This window comes from Sphaerisporangium flaviroseum, assembly GCF_039537005.1.
GTDB classification, from domain to species: Bacteria; Actinomycetota; Actinomycetes; order Streptosporangiales; family Streptosporangiaceae; genus Sphaerisporangium; species Sphaerisporangium flaviroseum.
Genome location: NZ_BAAAZR010000052.1, coordinates 247634 through 263773 on the forward strand (window position 1 = coordinate 247634; position 16140 = coordinate 263773).

15 protein-coding genes, 1 tRNA gene and 2 pseudogenes are annotated in these 16140 nt (G+C 69.5%); 6 read left to right on the forward strand and 12 right to left on the reverse strand.

From position 1 onward, the window contains the following. Positions 1-1503 (reverse strand): MBOAT family O-acyltransferase, encoded by a 1503-nt coding sequence (locus ABD810_RS37725; protein ID WP_344952451.1) that lies wholly within the window; start codon positions 1501-1503, stop codon positions 1-3. A 124-nt stretch (positions 1504-1627) separates the two neighbouring features. On the opposite strand from ABD810_RS37725, the gene ABD810_RS37730 reads away from it, so the two are divergent. Continuing rightward, positions 1628-2284, forward strand: a complete 657-nt coding sequence (locus tag ABD810_RS37730; protein WP_344952453.1) for a response regulator transcription factor — start codon at positions 1628-1630, stop codon at positions 2282-2284. Continuing rightward, entirely contained in the window at positions 2281-3426 is a 1146-nt protein-coding gene (locus ABD810_RS37735) for a sensor histidine kinase (protein WP_344952455.1), read from the forward strand. The genes ABD810_RS37730 and ABD810_RS37735 overlap by 4 nt, the downstream gene beginning before the upstream one ends. Before the next feature lie 309 nt (positions 3427-3735). On the opposite strand, the gene ybiA is transcribed toward ABD810_RS37735, so the two are convergent. Further along, positions 3736-4302, reverse strand: a complete 567-nt coding sequence (gene ybiA / locus ABD810_RS37740; RefSeq protein WP_425567031.1) for a riboflavin biosynthesis intermediates N-glycosidase — start codon at positions 4300-4302, stop codon at positions 3736-3738. A 62-nt stretch (positions 4303-4364) separates the two neighbouring features. Here ybiA and ABD810_RS37745 point away from each other — a divergent pair. Both ABD810_RS37745 and ABD810_RS37750 read left to right on the forward strand, forming a co-directional pair. After that, positions 4365-4562, forward strand: a pseudogene (locus ABD810_RS37745) (hypothetical protein); the annotation flags it as partial. 90 nt (positions 4563-4652) lie between these two features. Continuing rightward, the gene (locus tag ABD810_RS37750; protein ID WP_344952457.1) at positions 4653-5315 is read left to right on the forward strand and encodes a DUF6461 domain-containing protein; all 663 of its coding nucleotides are present in this window, start codon (positions 4653-4655) and stop codon (positions 5313-5315) included. A gap of 31 nt (positions 5316-5346) precedes the next feature. Here ABD810_RS37750 and ABD810_RS37755 read toward each other — a convergent pair whose 3' ends face one another. The 5 genes and pseudogenes from ABD810_RS37755 to cysS all read right to left on the reverse strand — a co-directional run bounded on the left by ABD810_RS37755 (position 5347) and on the right by cysS (position 8803). Next, entirely contained in the window at positions 5347-5670 is a 324-nt protein-coding gene (locus ABD810_RS37755) for a hypothetical protein (protein WP_344952459.1), read from the reverse strand. A gap of 67 nt (positions 5671-5737) precedes the next feature. Further along, positions 5738-5965 (reverse strand): annotated as a pseudogene (locus tag ABD810_RS37760) (GntR family transcriptional regulator); the annotation flags it as partial. A 65-nt stretch (positions 5966-6030) separates the two neighbouring features. Next, a tRNA-Thr gene (locus ABD810_RS37765) sits at positions 6031-6103 on the reverse strand. Between the two features lie 315 nt (positions 6104-6418). Next, positions 6419-7384: a 23S rRNA (guanosine(2251)-2'-O)-methyltransferase RlmB gene (gene rlmB, locus ABD810_RS37770; protein WP_344952461.1), complete on the reverse strand. Its 966-nt coding sequence runs from the start codon at positions 7382-7384 to the stop codon at positions 6419-6421. Between the two features lie 21 nt (positions 7385-7405). Then, the gene (gene cysS, locus ABD810_RS37775; protein ID WP_344952464.1) at positions 7406-8803 is read right to left on the reverse strand and encodes a cysteine--tRNA ligase; all 1398 of its coding nucleotides are present in this window, start codon (positions 8801-8803) and stop codon (positions 7406-7408) included. 498 nt (positions 8804-9301) lie between these two features. Here cysS and ABD810_RS37780 point away from each other — a divergent pair, with 498 nt between their 5' ends. After that, the gene (locus ABD810_RS37780) at positions 9302-10999 is read left to right on the forward strand and encodes a DUF2637 domain-containing protein (protein WP_344952466.1); all 1698 of its coding nucleotides are present in this window, start codon (positions 9302-9304) and stop codon (positions 10997-10999) included. A gap of 416 nt (positions 11000-11415) precedes the next feature. On the opposite strand, the gene ABD810_RS37785 is transcribed toward ABD810_RS37780, so the two are convergent. The 3 genes from ABD810_RS37785 to ABD810_RS37795 all read right to left on the reverse strand — a co-directional run bounded on the left by ABD810_RS37785 (position 11416) and on the right by ABD810_RS37795 (position 13235). Beyond that, positions 11416-11685: a GlsB/YeaQ/YmgE family stress response membrane protein gene (locus ABD810_RS37785; protein ID WP_344952468.1), complete on the reverse strand. Its 270-nt coding sequence runs from the start codon at positions 11683-11685 to the stop codon at positions 11416-11418. A gap of 540 nt (positions 11686-12225) precedes the next feature. Continuing rightward, on the reverse strand, positions 12226-12735 hold the full coding sequence (gene ispF, locus ABD810_RS37790; RefSeq protein ID WP_344952470.1) for a 2-C-methyl-D-erythritol 2,4-cyclodiphosphate synthase: 510 nt from the start codon (positions 12733-12735) through the stop codon (positions 12226-12228). A 17-nt stretch (positions 12736-12752) separates the two neighbouring features. Beyond that, positions 12753-13235: a CarD family transcriptional regulator gene (locus ABD810_RS37795; protein ID WP_344952472.1), complete on the reverse strand. Its 483-nt coding sequence runs from the start codon at positions 13233-13235 to the stop codon at positions 12753-12755. A gap of 263 nt (positions 13236-13498) precedes the next feature. Between ABD810_RS37795 and ABD810_RS37800 the strand changes: the two genes are divergently transcribed. Then, positions 13499-14131: a copper chaperone PCu(A)C domain-containing protein gene (locus ABD810_RS37800; RefSeq protein ID WP_344952474.1), complete on the forward strand. Its 633-nt coding sequence runs from the start codon at positions 13499-13501 to the stop codon at positions 14129-14131. A 128-nt stretch (positions 14132-14259) separates the two neighbouring features. Here the strand turns inward: ABD810_RS37800 and ABD810_RS37805 are convergent, their stop codons facing one another. Next, the gene (locus ABD810_RS37805) at positions 14260-14949 is read right to left on the reverse strand and encodes a response regulator (protein ID WP_344952476.1); all 690 of its coding nucleotides are present in this window, start codon (positions 14947-14949) and stop codon (positions 14260-14262) included. Next, entirely contained in the window at positions 14946-16127 is a 1182-nt protein-coding gene (locus ABD810_RS37810; protein ID WP_344952611.1) for a sensor histidine kinase, read from the reverse strand. Before ABD810_RS37810 ends, ABD810_RS37805 begins: the two co-directional genes overlap by 4 nt. Between the last annotated feature and the right edge of the window lie 13 nt (positions 16128-16140).

The following is a 16140-nucleotide window of genomic DNA, read 5'->3' on the forward strand; positions in this document are numbered from 1 at the left end:
TCAGAACTGGTAGTAGAGGAAAGGGCTGAAGGTTCCGGCGGCGACCAGCATCGCCGCATAGGGGGCGGCCACCCAGATCACCACGGCGCGCGCGACCCGCGCCGCCCGTCCCCGGCCCTCCTCGATCAGCGGGCCGAGCGCCGGCCCGGCCGGCGACGCCACCACGGCGAGCGCCAGAGCGAGGACGAGCATCCGCTGGCGGTTCGCGGTGTACGCGACGAACTCGTCGAGCTCGCCCGGACGCCAGGTGAACATCGCCCGCAGCATGCCCCACGCGTCCGGCATGCTCTCCGCCCGGAAGACCACCCAGCCGACCACGACCAGCAGGAGAGTGGCGCCGCGGCGCAGCACGCCCGCCCACGCGGCGGTGGGCGGGCGGTCCCAGCCGAGCAGCCGTTCGGCCACCAGCAAAGCGCCGTGGTACAGGCCCCACACCAGGAAGGTCCAGCCGGCGCCGTGCCACAGGCCACAGAGCGCGAAGACGGCCAGCAGGTTGCGGTACGTCCTCGGCGCGCCGCCCCGGTTGCCGCCGAGCGGGATGTACACGTAGTCGCGGAACCAGCGGGACAGCGACATGTGCCAGCGCCGCCAGAAGTCGGTGACGGAGTACGCCGTGTACGGCCGGTCGAAGTTCTCCGGGAGCCGGAATCCGACCATTGTGCCCAGGCCAATGGCCATGTCCGAGTAGCCGGAGAAGTCGAAGTAGATCTGCAGCGCGTAGGCCGACGCCCCCAGCCACGCCGTCGGGGTGCTGATCTGCCCCTCCGCCTGCGCGAACGCCGCGTCGGCGACGGGGGCGAGCGAGTCGGCGACGATGACCTTCTTGGCCAGCCCCAGGGCGAAGCGCGGGAAGCCCGCGGCGAGGTCGCCGAGGCGGTCGCGCCGGGCGTCGCCGAGCTGCCCGGCCATCTCGTGGTAGCGGACGATCGGCCCGGCGACGAGCTGTGGGAACATCGCGATGTAGGTGACGAACCGCACGGGACTCCGCTGGGCGGGCGTGCTGCCTCGGTAGACGTCCACCACGTACGACAGGTGGTGGAAGGTGAAGAACGAGATCCCGATCGGCAGGGCCAGGGCCACGACCGGGGTGTGGCCCAGCCCCAGCGCCCCCGCCAGCGCGTCCACCTGCCTGCTGGCGAAACCGGCGTACTTCCACACCGCCAGCACCGCCACGTCCCACCCGACGGCCGCCAGCAGCACGCCGCGGCGCGCCCCCGGCCGGTCGCGCAGCCGGGCCGAGCCAAGCGCGAGCCCGGCGACGTAGTTGACGGCGACGGCCGCGAGCAGCAGCAGGACGTACGGTCCGGCGCCCCAGGTGTAGAAGACCAGGCTGGCGGCGGCGACGACCGCATTGCGCCGGCGCGGCGGGAGCAGGCAGTACGCGGCCAGCGTGGCCGGCATGAAGAACCACAGGAACAAGGGGGAGGCGAACGACATCTGGGCCCCGAGGATGTGCAGGAGAGGGTGCGGACGACAGGGGCACTCCAGCAGACGGCCGATCAAGGTGACGTAACCGTATTTGGTTACGCCCGCGTTATTCCGCCGCTGCCACCCTGGTGCCCGCCGGGACGTACGGGTGCGCCCGCCGGGGCATACGGGTGCGCGGAGGGACTACGGAAGGGGCGCGATGCGGGTCCTGATCGCCGAGGACGAGCGGATGCTCGCCGACTTGATCGCGGCGGGCCTTCGCGGCGAGCGGCTGACCGTGGACGTCGCCTACGACGGCGCGGCGGCCCTGCGACGGCTCGCCGTCCACCGTTACGACGTGCTCGTCCTCGACCGGGACCTGCCGGGCGTGCACGGCGACGACGTCTGCCGGAAGGCGGTCGACGCGGGCGGCCTGGTCCGGATCCTCATGCTCACCGCCGCGGGGAATGTCCGCGACCGGGTGGCCGGCCTGTCCCTCGGCGCCGACGACTACCTGACCAAGCCGTTCGCCTTCGACGAGCTGGTGGCCAGGGTCCGCTCCCTGGGCCGGCGCGCCACCCCCGCCGATCCGCCGGTCCTCCGGCGCGGGGACATCACCCTCGACCCGGCCCACTGCCAGGTGTTCCGCGACGGCCGGTACGTCCCGCTGGCCCGCAAGGAGTTCGGCCTGCTCGCCGAGCTGCTGCGCGCCCGCGGCACCGTCGTCTCGGCCGAGGTCCTGCTGGAGAAGGTCTGGGACGAGCGCGTCGACGCCTTCACCAACACCGTACGGACCACGATGATGAAGTTGCGCCGCAAGCTCGGCGAGCCACAGGTCATCGAGACCGTCCCCGGCGTCGGGTACCGCATCCCATGAGGACCACCATCCGGATGCGGTTCGCCCTGCTGTTCGGAGGGATGTCCTTCCTGATCGGCGCCCTGCTGCTGGCCATCGTCCACCTCGTCGTCCAGCTGAGCCTCGGACCTCTCCCCCAGGAGACCGGCGCTCTCATGGTCCGCACCCCGGAAGGCCAATGGGTGTCGAGGAAGGACGTCCTCCGGTTCGGCTACGAGGAGGGGATCCAGCGGATCTACCTGGCCGACACCCTGCACGCCGTGCGTCTCTGGGGAGCCGTGGCCCTGATCGTCACCACTGTGATCGCCGGCGCGGCCGGCTGGTGGGCGGCCGGCCGGACGCTCCGCCCGGCACGGACGGTGACCCTCGCCGCCCGGCGCGTCGCGCAGAGCCACGACCTGGCCGAGCGCATCGGCTACGACGGCCCGTACGACGAGATCAAGGAACTGGCCGACATCTTCGACGGCATGCTCGGCCGGCTGGCCCGGGTCGTGGACGGGCAACGGCGGTTCATCTCCAACGCCTCGCACGAGCTGCGCACCCCGCTCGCCGTGAACCGCACGCTGGTGGAGGTGGCGGTCCGCGAGCCCGGCGCGCCCGCGCAGGTCCGGCGGCTCGGCGAGTCGCTGCTGCTGGTGAACGCCAGGCACCAGCGGCTGGTCGACGGCCTGCTCGCCCTGGCCGAAGGCGAGCGACCGGTCCTCGACCGCAACCGGTTCGACCTGGCCGACGTGGTCGAGCACGCCGTGGAGCAGGCGGCGGCCGAGGCGAAGGAACGCGGCGTCACCGTGCACAGCACGCCGGAATGCGCGCCCACCGCAGGTGACGCGGCGCTGGTCGAACGGCTGGCGCAGAACCTCGTGGAGAACGCGATCAGGCACAACCAGCGGGACGGCGAGGCGTGGGTGACCACCCGGCGGTGCGGCGACATGGTCGAGCTGGTGGTCGGGAACACCGGGGCCGCCGTGCCGCCCGGCGAGATCGAGGCGATCTTCCAACCGTTCCGGCGGCTGCACGGCGACCGGCTGGACTCCGAGCGCGGCAGCGGCCTCGGCCTCTCCATCGCCCGCGCCATCGCCGCCGCCCACGGCGGCACGATCACCGCCGAACGCCGCGACCAGGGCGGCCTCACGATCACCGTGCGCCTGCCCTGCGAAGAGTGACCACCCCCCTCACACCCCGCCCTGTTCCGCGAAAGACCCCTTGTGAAGATCGCAAGGGGCCTTCGACAAGAGAGCCGACGAGGGGAATCGAACCCCTGACCTACGGTTCACAAGCCAGTTCGAGATCGTCTATCGACGTCCACTGATGTGCCTGACTCCCTGTTCAGAGTCCACATCGCTCTCATCGTCTTCTACCGCCGTCTACCGACATCCACGGAGGCTGTTAGCACCGGCGTTAGCAAATGGATCAGGTACCGCTACGGCCTGAGCCGCATCAGGGCCACGCTAGCTCGGGCACCCACCCCGCTGTCACTGTTGCCGGAGGACCTGACGCACCTCCATCAAGGCGAACCCGAGCAGGTTCAACCCCTGCCACAGTTCCGGCCTCTCGGCTCGTTCATCGTCGGCCGCCAGCCCGATCCCCCAGATGCGGTCCACCGGGCTCGCCTCCACCAGCACCCGCTCACCAGTACCCAGCAGGAACTCTCGCAGATCGGCATGCTGGCCGAACTTGGCGAGATTGCCCCGAACCACCAGATCGAAGCGGGCCGACACCCACGTCTCCTCCTCGAAACCCCGCACCCGGCGCCCGAGATCCTTGGCCTGCTTGGGGTGATCGGCCGCCACGATCGCCGCGGCCGTCTCCTCGTCACCGAACAGCCGCGCCTTACCCGCCATCATGAAATGCTCCGCCGTGCGATAGACGACGCCGTCCACGGCGAAGTCCGCTGGCCACCACTGCGACAGGCACCCGTCCCCGATAGCCCCAGAACGCGTCGGCCGGTGCCCCCAGAACATCAGGTACTTGATCCGCTCACCGTGCTGCGCCACCTCGACCAACCCCGCCACATCGCGCACGTCCACCGTCTTCGCCATGCATGCACCCTCACACACCACTTGACTCGGCACCAACCACTTTCAGGCGACGGCCACACCGCGTGCCCTGGAAAGCAGACCTGGTCGTGGTCGGCCAGCGTCTGGAGCCCGATCGCGGTCCTGGCGTGCCGGGCCCTGGAGGCCGATGACGGCACCGAGGGCTGGTGCCGACGCTGCGGGTGTGCAGGAGACCCCGGGACACCGTCACGCGGGAGCGGGCGCACGAGCCGCTGGGCTGGCGACCGACCACCCTGCTGGTGACTCTCGCGTCGCCCAAGGGCTTGGCGTCGCGGATCGGGGTGGCCGCCGATCTCGACTGATTGTCGGTACGGCCTGCCACTATGTCCCGCATGACGACATCCGACCCCTTAGCCCCGTTCCAGTGGCTCAACAAGTCCGAGGGCTCGGGCGGCGGCGCACTGGGTGTGATCTTCAGCGTGGCCTTCTTCCGTGGGCTCGACCCAGCGGAGGTGGTGCGCCGCTTCAGCCGCGGTGAGAGCTCCGGCCAGGAGTCGGACTTCGGCGGGCTCGACGCCAAGGCCTACGAGTTCGTCAACGAGACGCACGGCGGGGCTGGCGGCGGCTACGTAGGCGTCATCCAGGCCGGCGAGTGGTGCGTGGCCATCGAGCCCCACGGTTGGATGGTGACGCTCCACGAGGTGGTGACCGAGCTGTCGCGGGGTTGTGAGGTGCTGGCGGTCACCCGGCACGACTACGCCGCCGAGCACAGTTTCGAGTACGCGATCGACGGCACGGTTGTCACCGGTTACCGGCTGCGACACCCGCACGAGCGTTACGGCTCCGTCCCTGACCGGCTCAACGGCTTCATGCGGGAGCTGGGCATGGGGCTGGACAAGCCGGAGGACGAGGCCGCGTGGGACGTCGCTTGGGAGGACAACTACGACACCGCCGTGCCAAGGGGCTTCGCCCTGGCGGCGAAGGTCACGGGGGTGCCGTTCAGGCCGGACATGCTCGACCGCCCGATGCTCGTGGGCCCTATTGTGGAAAAATGATCGTTTTGTACCGTCCAGCAGTACCCGCTGCTCAGCGTGCCACCTGACCGCCCTGGCGGTGCCAGGGGGTTACGTCCACGGAGGCGTGGTAGGCGGTCAGGGGCGGGGTCGAACCGCCGACCTTCCGCTTCTGGCGACGGCGTGCCGCATAGGCGTTGCTGCACTCCATCCACAGATGGCGGGCCTCGTCGAGTTCGGCGACGGCCCGCACCAGCGAGGCAGAATCGTCCTCCAAGCGTCGAGGGATGCGCGCATTGACCAGCAGGTGATGCCACGTGGGCCGGAACCCGTACGGCGCGAAGTGCACGACGCACTCCCGCAGCGCCAGCAGCCGATCTTGAGGCGGCAGCATCATGTGGGACGCCAGTCGTCGTTGGCGGCCTGGTCCTGGTGCCCTTTGTCGGTCGACGCTGGCGGGTGGTTCACTGAGGCTGAGCTGATGGCTCGTCGCCCTCGTCGGGGTCATCTTGCGGGGTGATCTGGTCGGGTGGCCGGCCTATGGCTGGGTCCGCGGCGAAGGTGCCGATGTTCTTGACCGTGTAGATCAGACCCTCGTCCAAGAGTGCGTTGATCACCTTGCGTGCTGTCCGGCGCGCGATGCCGAACTCCGCGGCCATGCGAGGTTCGCCGGGGATGGGATGTCCGGGCTTGTAGACGCCTGCTTCGTGTTAGCAAAAGGCCCCTTGCGATGATCGCAAGGGGCCTTTGAGCTGGGAGCCGACGAGGGGAATCGAACCCCTGACCTACGGTTTACAAGACCGTTGCTCTGCCGATTGAGCTACGTCGGCCTGCGGTGCCCTACGAGTTTAGTGGCATGACGTGGGGTCCGTCACCGATCAACGGTGCCGGGCCGGGCCCGAGCCGGGCCGTCCGGGATCAGGCTGCCTGTGAACAGCCTGTGGATCCCGTATAGCGGCCTGTGGAACCCATATGGCGGCCTGTGGAACCCGTATGGCGGCCTGTGGAACCCGTATAGGCCGCTGTGGATCCCGTATAGGCCGCTGTGGATCCCGTATAGGCCGCTGTGGATCCCGGTTGGCGGCACGCCGGCGTCGGCGCCTCGTTGGGGGCGTGGGGGGTGGGGGTGGTTGCGGGGTGGGTGGTCAGCGGCGGAGGCGGGCGGTCTCGTAGAGGGCGATGCCGGCGGCGATGCCGGCGTTCAGGGACTCGGCGGTGGGGCGCATGGGGATGCGTGCCACCACGTCGCATGACTCGCGGACCAGGCGGGACAGGCCCTTGCCCTCTGAGCCGACGACGATCACGAGCGGCTCGGTGAGCAGCTCCACGTCGCCGATGTCGGTCGAGCCCTCACCGTCGAGGCCGACGACGAACAGCCCCTGCTCGCGGTATTCGCGAAGCGCGCCGGTCAGGTTGGCGGCCCGGGCCACGGGAAGGTGGGCGAGCGTGCCGGCCGAGGTCTTCCAGGCGCCGGCCGTGACGCCGGCCGAGCGGCGGGACGGCACGAGGATGCCGTGGGCGCCGAAGGCGGTGGCGGAGCGGGCGATGGCTCCAAGGTTGCGCGGGTCGGTGACGCTGTCGAGGGCGACGATCAACGGCACCTCGGCCGCGTCGTGAGCACGCTCGACCAGATCCTCCGGGTGGGCGTACTCATACGGCGGAAGCTGGAGCGCGAGGCCCTGGTGGACCGCGCCGTCCATCATCCTGTCGAGCTTCTCGCGGCTGACCTCCAGGAGGGCGATGCCGCGATTGGCCGCCATCTTGATCGCCTCTCGGATGCGGTCGTCGCTCTCGACACGCTGTGCGACGTACAGCACGTTGGCGGGCACCTCGGCTCGCAGCGCCTCGACCACCGGATTACGCCCGCCGATGACCTCGGGGGCGTCCTCACGCCTGCCCCCGCGGCTCGGCCGCGCGGGCTGGTCGGCGGCGGGCCGGGCGGTCGCCGCTCCGCCCGAGGACCGCTGCTTGTCCTTGAACCAGTGCCTCTCGTGGGCGGGCGGAGTCGCTCCCCTGCCTGAGAGGGACCGCCGGCCCTGCCCACCAGTGCCCCTTGTGGGGCCCTTCTTCTTCGCGGGCCTACCGGACGACCCTTTACCCCCACCAGCCATAGCCCCAGCCTACCGGCGGGATCAGCGGGCCAGTTCCCATCGAGGACCTTGGGGGGTGTCCTCGACCATCACGCCCGCCGCGGCGAGCTGATCGCGGATCGCGTCGGCCGCGGCGTAGTCCTTGCGTGCCCGCGCGGCCTGGCGCTGCTCCAGGGCCACCTTGACCAGGGCATCCACCGTGTCGCGCATGCCGCTTTCGCCCCCGGCCTCCCGCCATTGGGGGGAGCGAGGGTCCAGACCGAGCACGTCGAGCATGTTCTGCGTCTCGGCGAGAAGCCGGGCCACCTGCTCCTTGTTGCCGTGGGAAAGAGCGACGTTGCCCTCGCGGACGACCTCGTGGACCACGGCGAACGCCTGAGGAACGTTGAGGTCGTCGTCCAGCGCGTCCACGAAGGCCTGCGGGAGCGGCGCCGCCGCGTCGACGTCGTGGATCACCTCGGCGGCGCGGGTGACGAAGCCCTCGATGCGCTGGTAGCCGGCGGCGGCCTCGGCGAGCGCCTCGTCGGAGTAGTCGATCGCGGAGCGGTAGTGGGCCGCGACGAGGTAGTAGCGCAACTCGACGGCACGCACCTTGCCCAGCATCGCGGGCACGAGCAGGGAGTTGCCGAGGGACTTGCTCATCTTCTCGGCGCCGATCTTCAGCATGCCGTTGTGCAGCCAGTAGCGCGCGAAGCCGTCGCCCGCGGCCTGCGACTGGGCGATCTCGTTCTCGTGGTGCGGGAAGATCAGGTCGACGCCGCCGCCGTGGATGTCGAAGGTCTCGCCGAGGTATTTGGTGGCCATGGCGGAGCACTCGAGATGCCAGCCGGGACGGCCGGGACCCCATGGAGTGGGCCAGGTCGGCTCTCCGGGCTTGGCGCCCTTCCAGAGCGCGAAGTCACGGGCGTCACGCTTGGCCGAGTCGCTGTCGGTATCGCCCGCCGCACGCATGTTCTCAGGGCGCTGGTTGGACAGCCTGCCGTAACGCTCGGCGTAGGACATCACGTCGAAGTAGACATCGCCGCCGGTCGCGTAGGCGTGGCCCTTGTCGATCAGCCGGTGGATGAGCTCGATCATCTCGGGGATGTGGCCCATCGCCCTCGGCTCCACCGTGGGTGGAAGGCAGCCCAAGGTGTCATAGGCCCACGTGAACGCCCGCTGGTTGCGCTCGGCGACCACGAACCACGGCACGCCTTCTCCCGCCGCGACTCGGATGATCTTGTCGTCGAGATCCGTCACGTTGCGGCAGAACGACACCTCGTACCCGGACCGCGTCAGCCACCTGCGCAGCACGTCGAAGTTGACGCCCGAACGGATGTGGCCGATATGCGGCGGAGCCTGGACAGTGGCCCCGCACAGGTATATCGAGACCCGGCCCGGCTGGATCGGGACGAAGTCGCGGACCGCACGGGTGCTGGTGTCGTATAGGCGCAGACTCACGAACGCAAGGCTAATGCCTCGCACGCCGTGACAGGACGGGTTGCCCGACCTCACAGCGCCGCAAAACGAATGTGAATCCGGCCGCCTTTCCAGTAGCCCAGCGAGAATGACCGACTTCTCCCTATAAGCCAGGTTGTCCCAGGTCGTTTGTGCCGTTATGGGATAGATCGCAGTGACATGGTGTCCTCAGGGCTTTCTGTGAAGCCGCCGTGACGAATCCTTGGCCACCGCGCCCCCGCGCCACCGCGCTGCCGTACGACAGTTCGGACCCCACGTAGGCCCCGGGCGCCGTCGTTACAGTCGCCCAAGCCGTGCCCGTGGAGCGACTCGGACTCCGCAGCGTGTCTCTGTACGCCCGTACGACCATGCCGTCCCGCGCCGAGCAGGAAGGGGGATGACTTTCGGGGAGGGACGTAGGAGATTAATGCGGTGGGTCGCCGCGTGGCGTCGGCCTCCGAGCCGATTACGGGATCGCCGATTCTGTAGGCTCGAAGCGCCATGGACGTCACTCCCCCTGCGGCGGCAGGTAAGCCCTCCCGCCGGACCGAGCCTCTGCCCGCTCCCGCCCAGCCGACCGGAGCGGCGCTGGTGTTGCGCCGCCTGGGGACCGCCGTCGCGGGCCTCGCGGTCGCCGCGCTCGCCGGCGGCGCCTGCGTGCTGTCCTTCGACGCGCTGCGCGCCCTTGCCGTGTCCGGCGGAGCCCGCACCGACCTCGCCTACCTGTACCCCGCCGGCTTCGACGTGCTTCTGGCGATCGCGCTGATCAGCATGCTTCTGCTGCGTCCCGCTCGGCTTCTCCTCCGGGTCCAGGCGGTGCTGATCCTCGCCCTGCTGGTCGCGGCCGCCGCCGCCGCCAACGTCGTGATCGCCATGGGCTTCACGGTCGCGGCGCGGCAGGCCGCCTTGGGCGTCGCCGTGGCCCCCTGGGTGATGCTGGTCATCGGGCTGTGGCTCTTCCTGCTTCCGGCGAGACGCCTCCAATCATCCCCTTCTACGGCGGACGTCCCCGAGCCCGATGGTCGTACGGAGGCCGCGGCTCGTACGGATCACGACCTTCTCCCGTTCGGCCGTGAGGAGCGTGACCCCGACCTGGCTCCGCCCCTCGAAACCGGCCACGCTGCGGCTCTGGAGCGGGAGTACGCACCGCATCTGGAGATCGCCCACGCGTCTGAGCCGGAGATCGATCCGGTGGTGCCGCCGACGCCTGCCCCCGAGACCCCTACCGTGGATGAGCTGCCGCCACTGCACGACGAGACCCGGATCCGCAACCGGCCGAAGGCGCCGACCGCCGACACCCCGGAGGACACCGCTCCAGAGCAGAATTACGCCGGGGTTCATTACACGGATTCTGCGCGCGGGGGCAGGGATACCGAGCGCGGGGACGTGGCTTCCTCCGAGCGCGGGGGCACGGACTACGAGCGTAGGGAAGTGGGCTCCGAGCGCGGGGGCGCGGATTACGAGCGCGGGGAAGTGGGCTCCGAGCGCGGAGCCACGGACTACGAGCGCGGCAAAGCGGGTTTCGAGCGCGGGGACGTGCCTTCCGAGGGCCGTGGGGCGATGGCGGCGGAGGAAGACGCCGTTCCGGAGCAGCAGCACGCGGTTCCCGAGCCCGAGCCTGAGCAGCGCCTGGTGCCGAAGCCTCGTGTCCAGGCCACGACGCCCTCACCCCCGCAGCGCGACCCCGATCTCCCTCTCCGCTGGGGAGATCTCGTCCGGCCGACCACTGGCGACGTGCTGGTCCATCCGCTACCGAAGTCGACGAGCGAACGCGGGGGCGGCGACACCCAGCCGTACCCCCAGGTCACTGATCGGCCGACCGGACAGGTCCGCCACCGGCAGCCCGCCGAGCATTCCTCCGCGGACGCCGACGTCTCCGACGACCCGGACGGGCCGGACACCCAGCCCTACCCCCACCTGCGCGACAACGCCACTCCCCTGCCCTCCGACACCACCGAGACCCCGCACTCAGTGACACCGGAAACCGTGCCCTCAGGGACACCGGAGACCGTGCCCTCAGGGACACCAGAGGACGCGACCGCCGGCACCCTGGAAGAAGCGGGTCCCGATCCCGCGCACGGCGCCGACGTCGCCGACGAAGAGGAGTCGCCACGGGCGAGGCGGCAGCCGTACAGAGAGCCCACCACCGCACCCCCCTCCGGACGGATGCGAAGCACCCCGCTACCCCCCGAGGACTAGAAGCTGACGGCCAACCAGCCTGACCAAGCGACAGACGCCCTAGGGATAGCGACCAAAGAACCAGCCCGAGGCCATGAACGCCCCCAGCCGGCCGCCGCAAACGGCGCCGAATTCACCGTCGGGCAGGATGACCGTAAGGCTGGGAGCCCTTAAATGACCCCCAGAACGGCGCTCACCCCACTGCACTCGGTGAAGGGCCATCCCCACTGCGACAGTCCACGCCCTTCGTTGTGGTCTCGGATGGGGTGAATGCAAAAGATCCGCCTGGTCGTGGGACCAGGCGGATCTTTGAAGGTGCCGGCGGAGTCGGCACCGTGCGGGTGACCACTGCGCTTCACGGCCTAATGGCCGGGCGTGCGCCTTCCGTGCTGTGAGCGTCGGCGGAGGTCACCGGTCAGGATGCACTCCGCCCAGGGTCAGACCCTTGTACGGCCGCGGAGCCCGGCCACCAGGCCGACGCCGACCACGGCGAGAACCACCTGCATGACCAGTTCGATCCAGTCGATGCCGTTCGTGGTCGCGACGCCGAGTACCTGCGCGAGCGCAGTACCGATCAGAGCGGCCACGATGCCGACGACGATCGTCAGAAGCCAGCCGATGGGCTGCCGGCCAGGCAGTACGAGTCGACCGAGAGCACCGATGATGGCACCGATGACGATCGCGCCGAGGATGGTTTGAATGGACATATTGAGCCTCCCCTTGAGGGTCGCACCTTCACGCTGAAAAGATGGCTACCCTGATTTGGGGCACTAATCCTAGAAAGTAAGAAATGCCTGATCAGAGGCCCAAAAAATGACAATGCTGTCATGCAGCGCACCGGTTGACAGGCCACCGACGGCAGGTTCGCAGGCGTCCACCGCCCGCACCACAGGCCTGAACGGCCCCACGCCGATCTGACAGGCCTCAGTCCGCAGGCGGCTCAACCAGAGCCTGAGACACCCCGGACGCGCAGGCGGCCGCCGTCCGCAGAGGGTCCAGCCACCCGCACCACGGGGCTGAAACACCCCGCGCCGCGCAGGCGGTCAGCCTCTCCGAGCGGTTCAACGGTCCCGGCTACGGGCCTGGACGCAGCCGTGCCGGGCAGGCGGCCGGCGTTCGTAGGCAACTCGATCGTGTGTGGCGTAGGTGTGAAGCCTGAGGACGGTGTCCCGTGCCGCGCCGGTTGGGGGCACCGTCCTCAGGTTCGCGGGTGGGTTGAGCCATCCGCCCTACGTGGGATCCCGCTCTTAAGACGTGCTCGTCTGCTCGCCGGTTGGCGGCACCCGGGGAATTACTGGAAAAGCTTGGAAGACGATCGCCGTGGCGATGGCCGCGACGCCTTCGCCGCGGCCGGTCAGCCCGAGACCGTCGGTGGTGGTGGCGCTGACGCTGACCGGGGCGTCCACGACCGCGCTGAGGGCCTTCTCGGCCTCGACGCGGCGAGGCGCCATCTTGGGACGGTTGCCGATGACCTGCACGGCGATGTTGCCGATCTCGAAACCGGCCGCGCGGACATGGCGTGCGGCCTCCTCAAGGAGGGTCACGCCGGACGCGCCTGCCCAGCGTGGGTCGGACGTGCCGAACAGCCCTCCGAGGTCGCCGAGCCCGGCGGCCGACAGCAGCGCGTCGCAGCACGCGTGTGCGGCGGCGTCGCCGTCGGAATGGCCGGCGAGGCCCGTCTCACCCGGCCAGTGCAGACCGGCCAGGTGGAGCTCACGGCCCGATGCGAAAGGGTGGACGTCGACTCCGACGCCCACCCTTGGATGTTTCGTGTTCAGGAGTTGAGAACCTCGTCGAGAAGAGCCTCGGCCTTGTCCTCGTTGGTCTTCTCCGCAAGCGCCAGCTCACTGACCAGTATCTGCCTGGCCTTCGCAAGCATGCGCTTCTCGCCCGCGGACAGGCCACGCTCCTTGTCGCGCCTCCAGAGGTCGCGCACCACTTCGGCAACCTTGTTGACGTCGCCAGACGCCAACTTCTCCAGGTTGGCCTTGTAGCGGCGGGACCAGTTGGTGGGCTCTTCAGTGTGTGGCATGCGCAGAACATCGAAGACACGCTCTAGACCTTCTTGGCCTACAACGTCACGCACGCCGACGAGCTCGGCGTTTTCAGCCGGCACCTGAACGGTAAGGTCGCCCTTGTCGACCTTCAGCACCAGATAGGTTCTGTCCGCGCCCTTTATAGTGCGGGTCGTGATGGCTTCGATCCGAGCAGCCCCGTGGTGGGGGTAGACGACAGTGTCGCCGACCTGGAAAGTCATGTGACAAGTACCCCTTCCGCTGTACTCCAGGATACCACGCGCCAGTCCCCTCCCGGAACAGTGAAATCAACATAACTGCAGGTCAAAGCCTCGATTTGGGACTTGACAACCGCCCCACCGTGTGAATCCCAAGTCCTGACATGCCCGATGACCTGCGATGCTGGCCGCCTCAGCGGTCCCACCGGCCCGGCTCGGAGGGGGGTGCGACGCACGGATAAGGTTGCGTCTGGCCCTACCCATGTGTATCAAGGAGATCTCGAACCGTGACCAGCACCAGCCGTCGCAGGGTGATCGCCGCCACCGCTCTGCTCGCAGCCGCCCCGGCGCTGGCCGCGTGCGGCGCAGGATCCGATGCGAACACCAGCAATGCGTACGCCCCCACTGAGGCCAACGTGCTCATTGACAGCCACGGCTCCAGCAAGTCCTACGGCAGGAACGGCATCAAGGTCGCCCAGGCGTTCCTCCTTGGTCCCGAGGCCGGCGCCAAGATCGAGCCGGGCGGCTCCGTCCCCCTCTACCTCACCATGGTGAACTACGGCACCGCGGCCGACACCCTCGAGGGTGTGGCAGTGGCCGACCAGAGCGCCGGCTCGGTGAAGGCGCAGGGCTCCATCGCCCTTCCCCCGGGCAAGCTGGTCAACACCGGCAGGCCGGCCTCCCAGGTCGCCCTGGAGGGCACCAAGAAGCCCCTGTACGGCGGTGAGAGCGTCACCGTGACCCTGAAGTTCACCCAGGCCGGCGACATCACCATGACGGTTCCTGTGATCACGCGCAGCCGCGAGTTCGCCGTCCTGTCGCCCGCCCCCAGCGCGGTCCCGTCGACCACCCCCAGCGCCGCGCCCTCCACCGCCACCCCGGCCGTGACTCCCAGCGCGACCGCGTCGGCCCACGGCTGACGGGCAGAAGGCACCGGAACACCGCGAAGCGAGAGGCCCGGTGGCGGGGAAATCGCCACCGGGCCTCGTCGTCCCTTGCATCAAACCCGTCACAGGCGCCCCCGCCAGGGGTCACGGCCACGCCAGGGTCATGCCTCGGAGGGGTCGAACTTGTAGCCCAGGCCGCGGACGGTGAGGATGGACCGCGGGTTGGAGGGATCGGCCTCCACCTTGGCCCTCAGGCGCTTGACGTGCACGTCCAGGGTCTTGGTGTCCCCGACGTAGTCGGCGCCCCACACGCGGTCGATCAACTGGCCCCGGGTGAGCACCCTGCCGGCGTTGCGGAGCAGCACCTCCAGCAGCTCGAACTCCTTCAGCGGAAGCTGCACCTGCTGCCCCCGTACGGCCACGATGTGCCGGTCGACGTCCATGCGGACGGGCCCCGCCGCGAGGACCGCCTGCTCGATCTCCTCACCGTCACCGTGCCGGCGCAGCACCGCGCGGATGCGCGCCACCAGCTCACGCGAGGAGAACGGCTTGGTGACGTAGTCGTCGGCGCCGAGCTCAAGGCCGACCACCTTGTCGATCTCGCTGTCCTTGGCGGTCAGCATGATCACGGGAACCTTGGAGCGCTGCCGCAGCGAGCGGCACACCTCCGTGCCTGGCAGACCGGGGAGCATGAGGTCGAGCAGCACCAGGTCGGCGCCGCTCCGGTCGAAGGTGTCGAGTGCCTCCGGGCCGGTGGTCGCGACCGCGACCTCGAACCCTTCCTTTCGCAGCATGTAGGACAGGGCGTCGGAAAACGACTCCTCGTCCTCGACGACGAGCACGCGGGTCATCTCGCGGCCTCCAGGGGGATCGATGTGCTCGGTACGGCTATCGCCATGCCGCCGAAGGCAGGCAGGCGGAGGGTGAACGTGGAGCCGGAGCCTTCCTTGCTCCAGACCGTCACCTCGCCACCGTGTGCCACGGCGACGTGCTTGACGATGGCGAGGCCGAGACCCGTGCCGCCGGTGGCCCGCGACCGGGCGGCGTCGACACGGAAGAACCTCTCGAAGATGCGTTCCTGCGAGCTCTCGGGGATGCCGATGCCCTGGTCGCTGACGCTGACCTCGACCGCTTCGCCCGCGGGCCTGGCGCTCACCACGACACGGGTGCTCTCGGGGCTGTAGGCCACGGCGTTGTCGATCAGGTTGCGCAGCGCGGTGACGAGCAGCTCGTCGTCGCCCCAGACGCGCAGCCCCTCGGTGCCCCCCGCGACCAGCGCGATGTCCTTGGCGGAGGCCTTGGTGTTGCACCGGTCGATGGCCTCGTGGAGCACCTCGTCGATCGGCACGCATCCGGGCGTGGGGATGGGCTCGCCGCCCTGGATGCGGGACAGCGTGATCAGGTCTTGGACGAGATAGGTCAGGCGGGCCGCCTCGTGCTGCATGCGCCCGGCGAAGCGGGTGACGGCCACAGGGTCCTCGGAGGCGTCCTGGATCGTCTCGGCCAGCAGGCTCAACGCTCCCACAGGGGTCTTGAGCTCGTGGCTGACGTTGGCGACGAAGTCACGGCGCACGGCCTCGACGCGGCGGCGCTCGGTCTGGTCCTCGGCGAGCACCAGCACCTGGCCGTGGGTGCCGAGCGGGGCGACCCGGACGGCGAAAGTGGTGGTCTCCAGGCCGAACTTGTGGCCCGCCACCTCGAACTCGCTCTCGCGGATCTCTCCGTCCCTGCGTACCTGGCGGGCGAGGGCCAGCAGCTCGGCGGCCATGAGGTGATCGCCCTTGACCAGCCCGAAGGCACGGGCCGCCGAGCTCGCCCGCAGCACGCGGTCGTCACGGTCGAGGACCACCGCCGAGGACGGCAGCACGGCCAGCACCGACGCCACCCCCTGGGGCAGGACGGAATCGGAGGTGTCAACGGTCTCGGATCGACGCTTGTCGCGAGGACGCACCGCCACCATCGCGATCGCCCCTACGACAAACCCCGCCAGAGCGGCCAGGCTCGCCACGATCTCACTCACGCCTTCGATGGTAGGCGGCCTT

Coding starts and splice junctions, on each gene's coding strand:
- ABD810_RS37730 (WP_344952453.1), top strand. CDS start 1,628: ATGCGGGTCCTGATCGCCGAGGACGAGCGGATGCTCGCCGACTTGATC.
- ABD810_RS37735 (WP_344952455.1), top strand. CDS start 2,281: ATGAGGACCACCATCCGGATGCGGTTCGCCCTGCTGTTCGGAGGGATG.
- ybiA (WP_425567031.1), bottom strand. CDS start 4,302: ATGGCGAAGACGGTGGACGTGCGCGATGTGGCGGGGTTGGTCGAGGTG.
- ABD810_RS37750 (WP_344952457.1), top strand. CDS start 4,653: ATGACGACATCCGACCCCTTAGCCCCGTTCCAGTGGCTCAACAAGTCC.
- ABD810_RS37755 (WP_344952459.1), bottom strand. CDS start 5,670: ATGATGCTGCCGCCTCAAGATCGGCTGCTGGCGCTGCGGGAGTGCGTC.
- rlmB (WP_344952461.1), bottom strand. CDS start 7,384: ATGGCTGGTGGGGGTAAAGGGTCGTCCGGTAGGCCCGCGAAGAAGAAG.
- ABD810_RS37780 (WP_344952466.1), top strand. CDS start 9,302: ATGGACGTCACTCCCCCTGCGGCGGCAGGTAAGCCCTCCCGCCGGACC.
- ABD810_RS37785 (WP_344952468.1), bottom strand. CDS start 11,685: ATGTCCATTCAAACCATCCTCGGCGCGATCGTCATCGGTGCCATCATC.
- ABD810_RS37795 (WP_344952472.1), bottom strand. CDS start 13,235: ATGACTTTCCAGGTCGGCGACACTGTCGTCTACCCCCACCACGGGGCT.
- ABD810_RS37805 (WP_344952476.1), bottom strand. CDS start 14,949: ATGACCCGCGTGCTCGTCGTCGAGGACGAGGAGTCGTTTTCCGACGCC.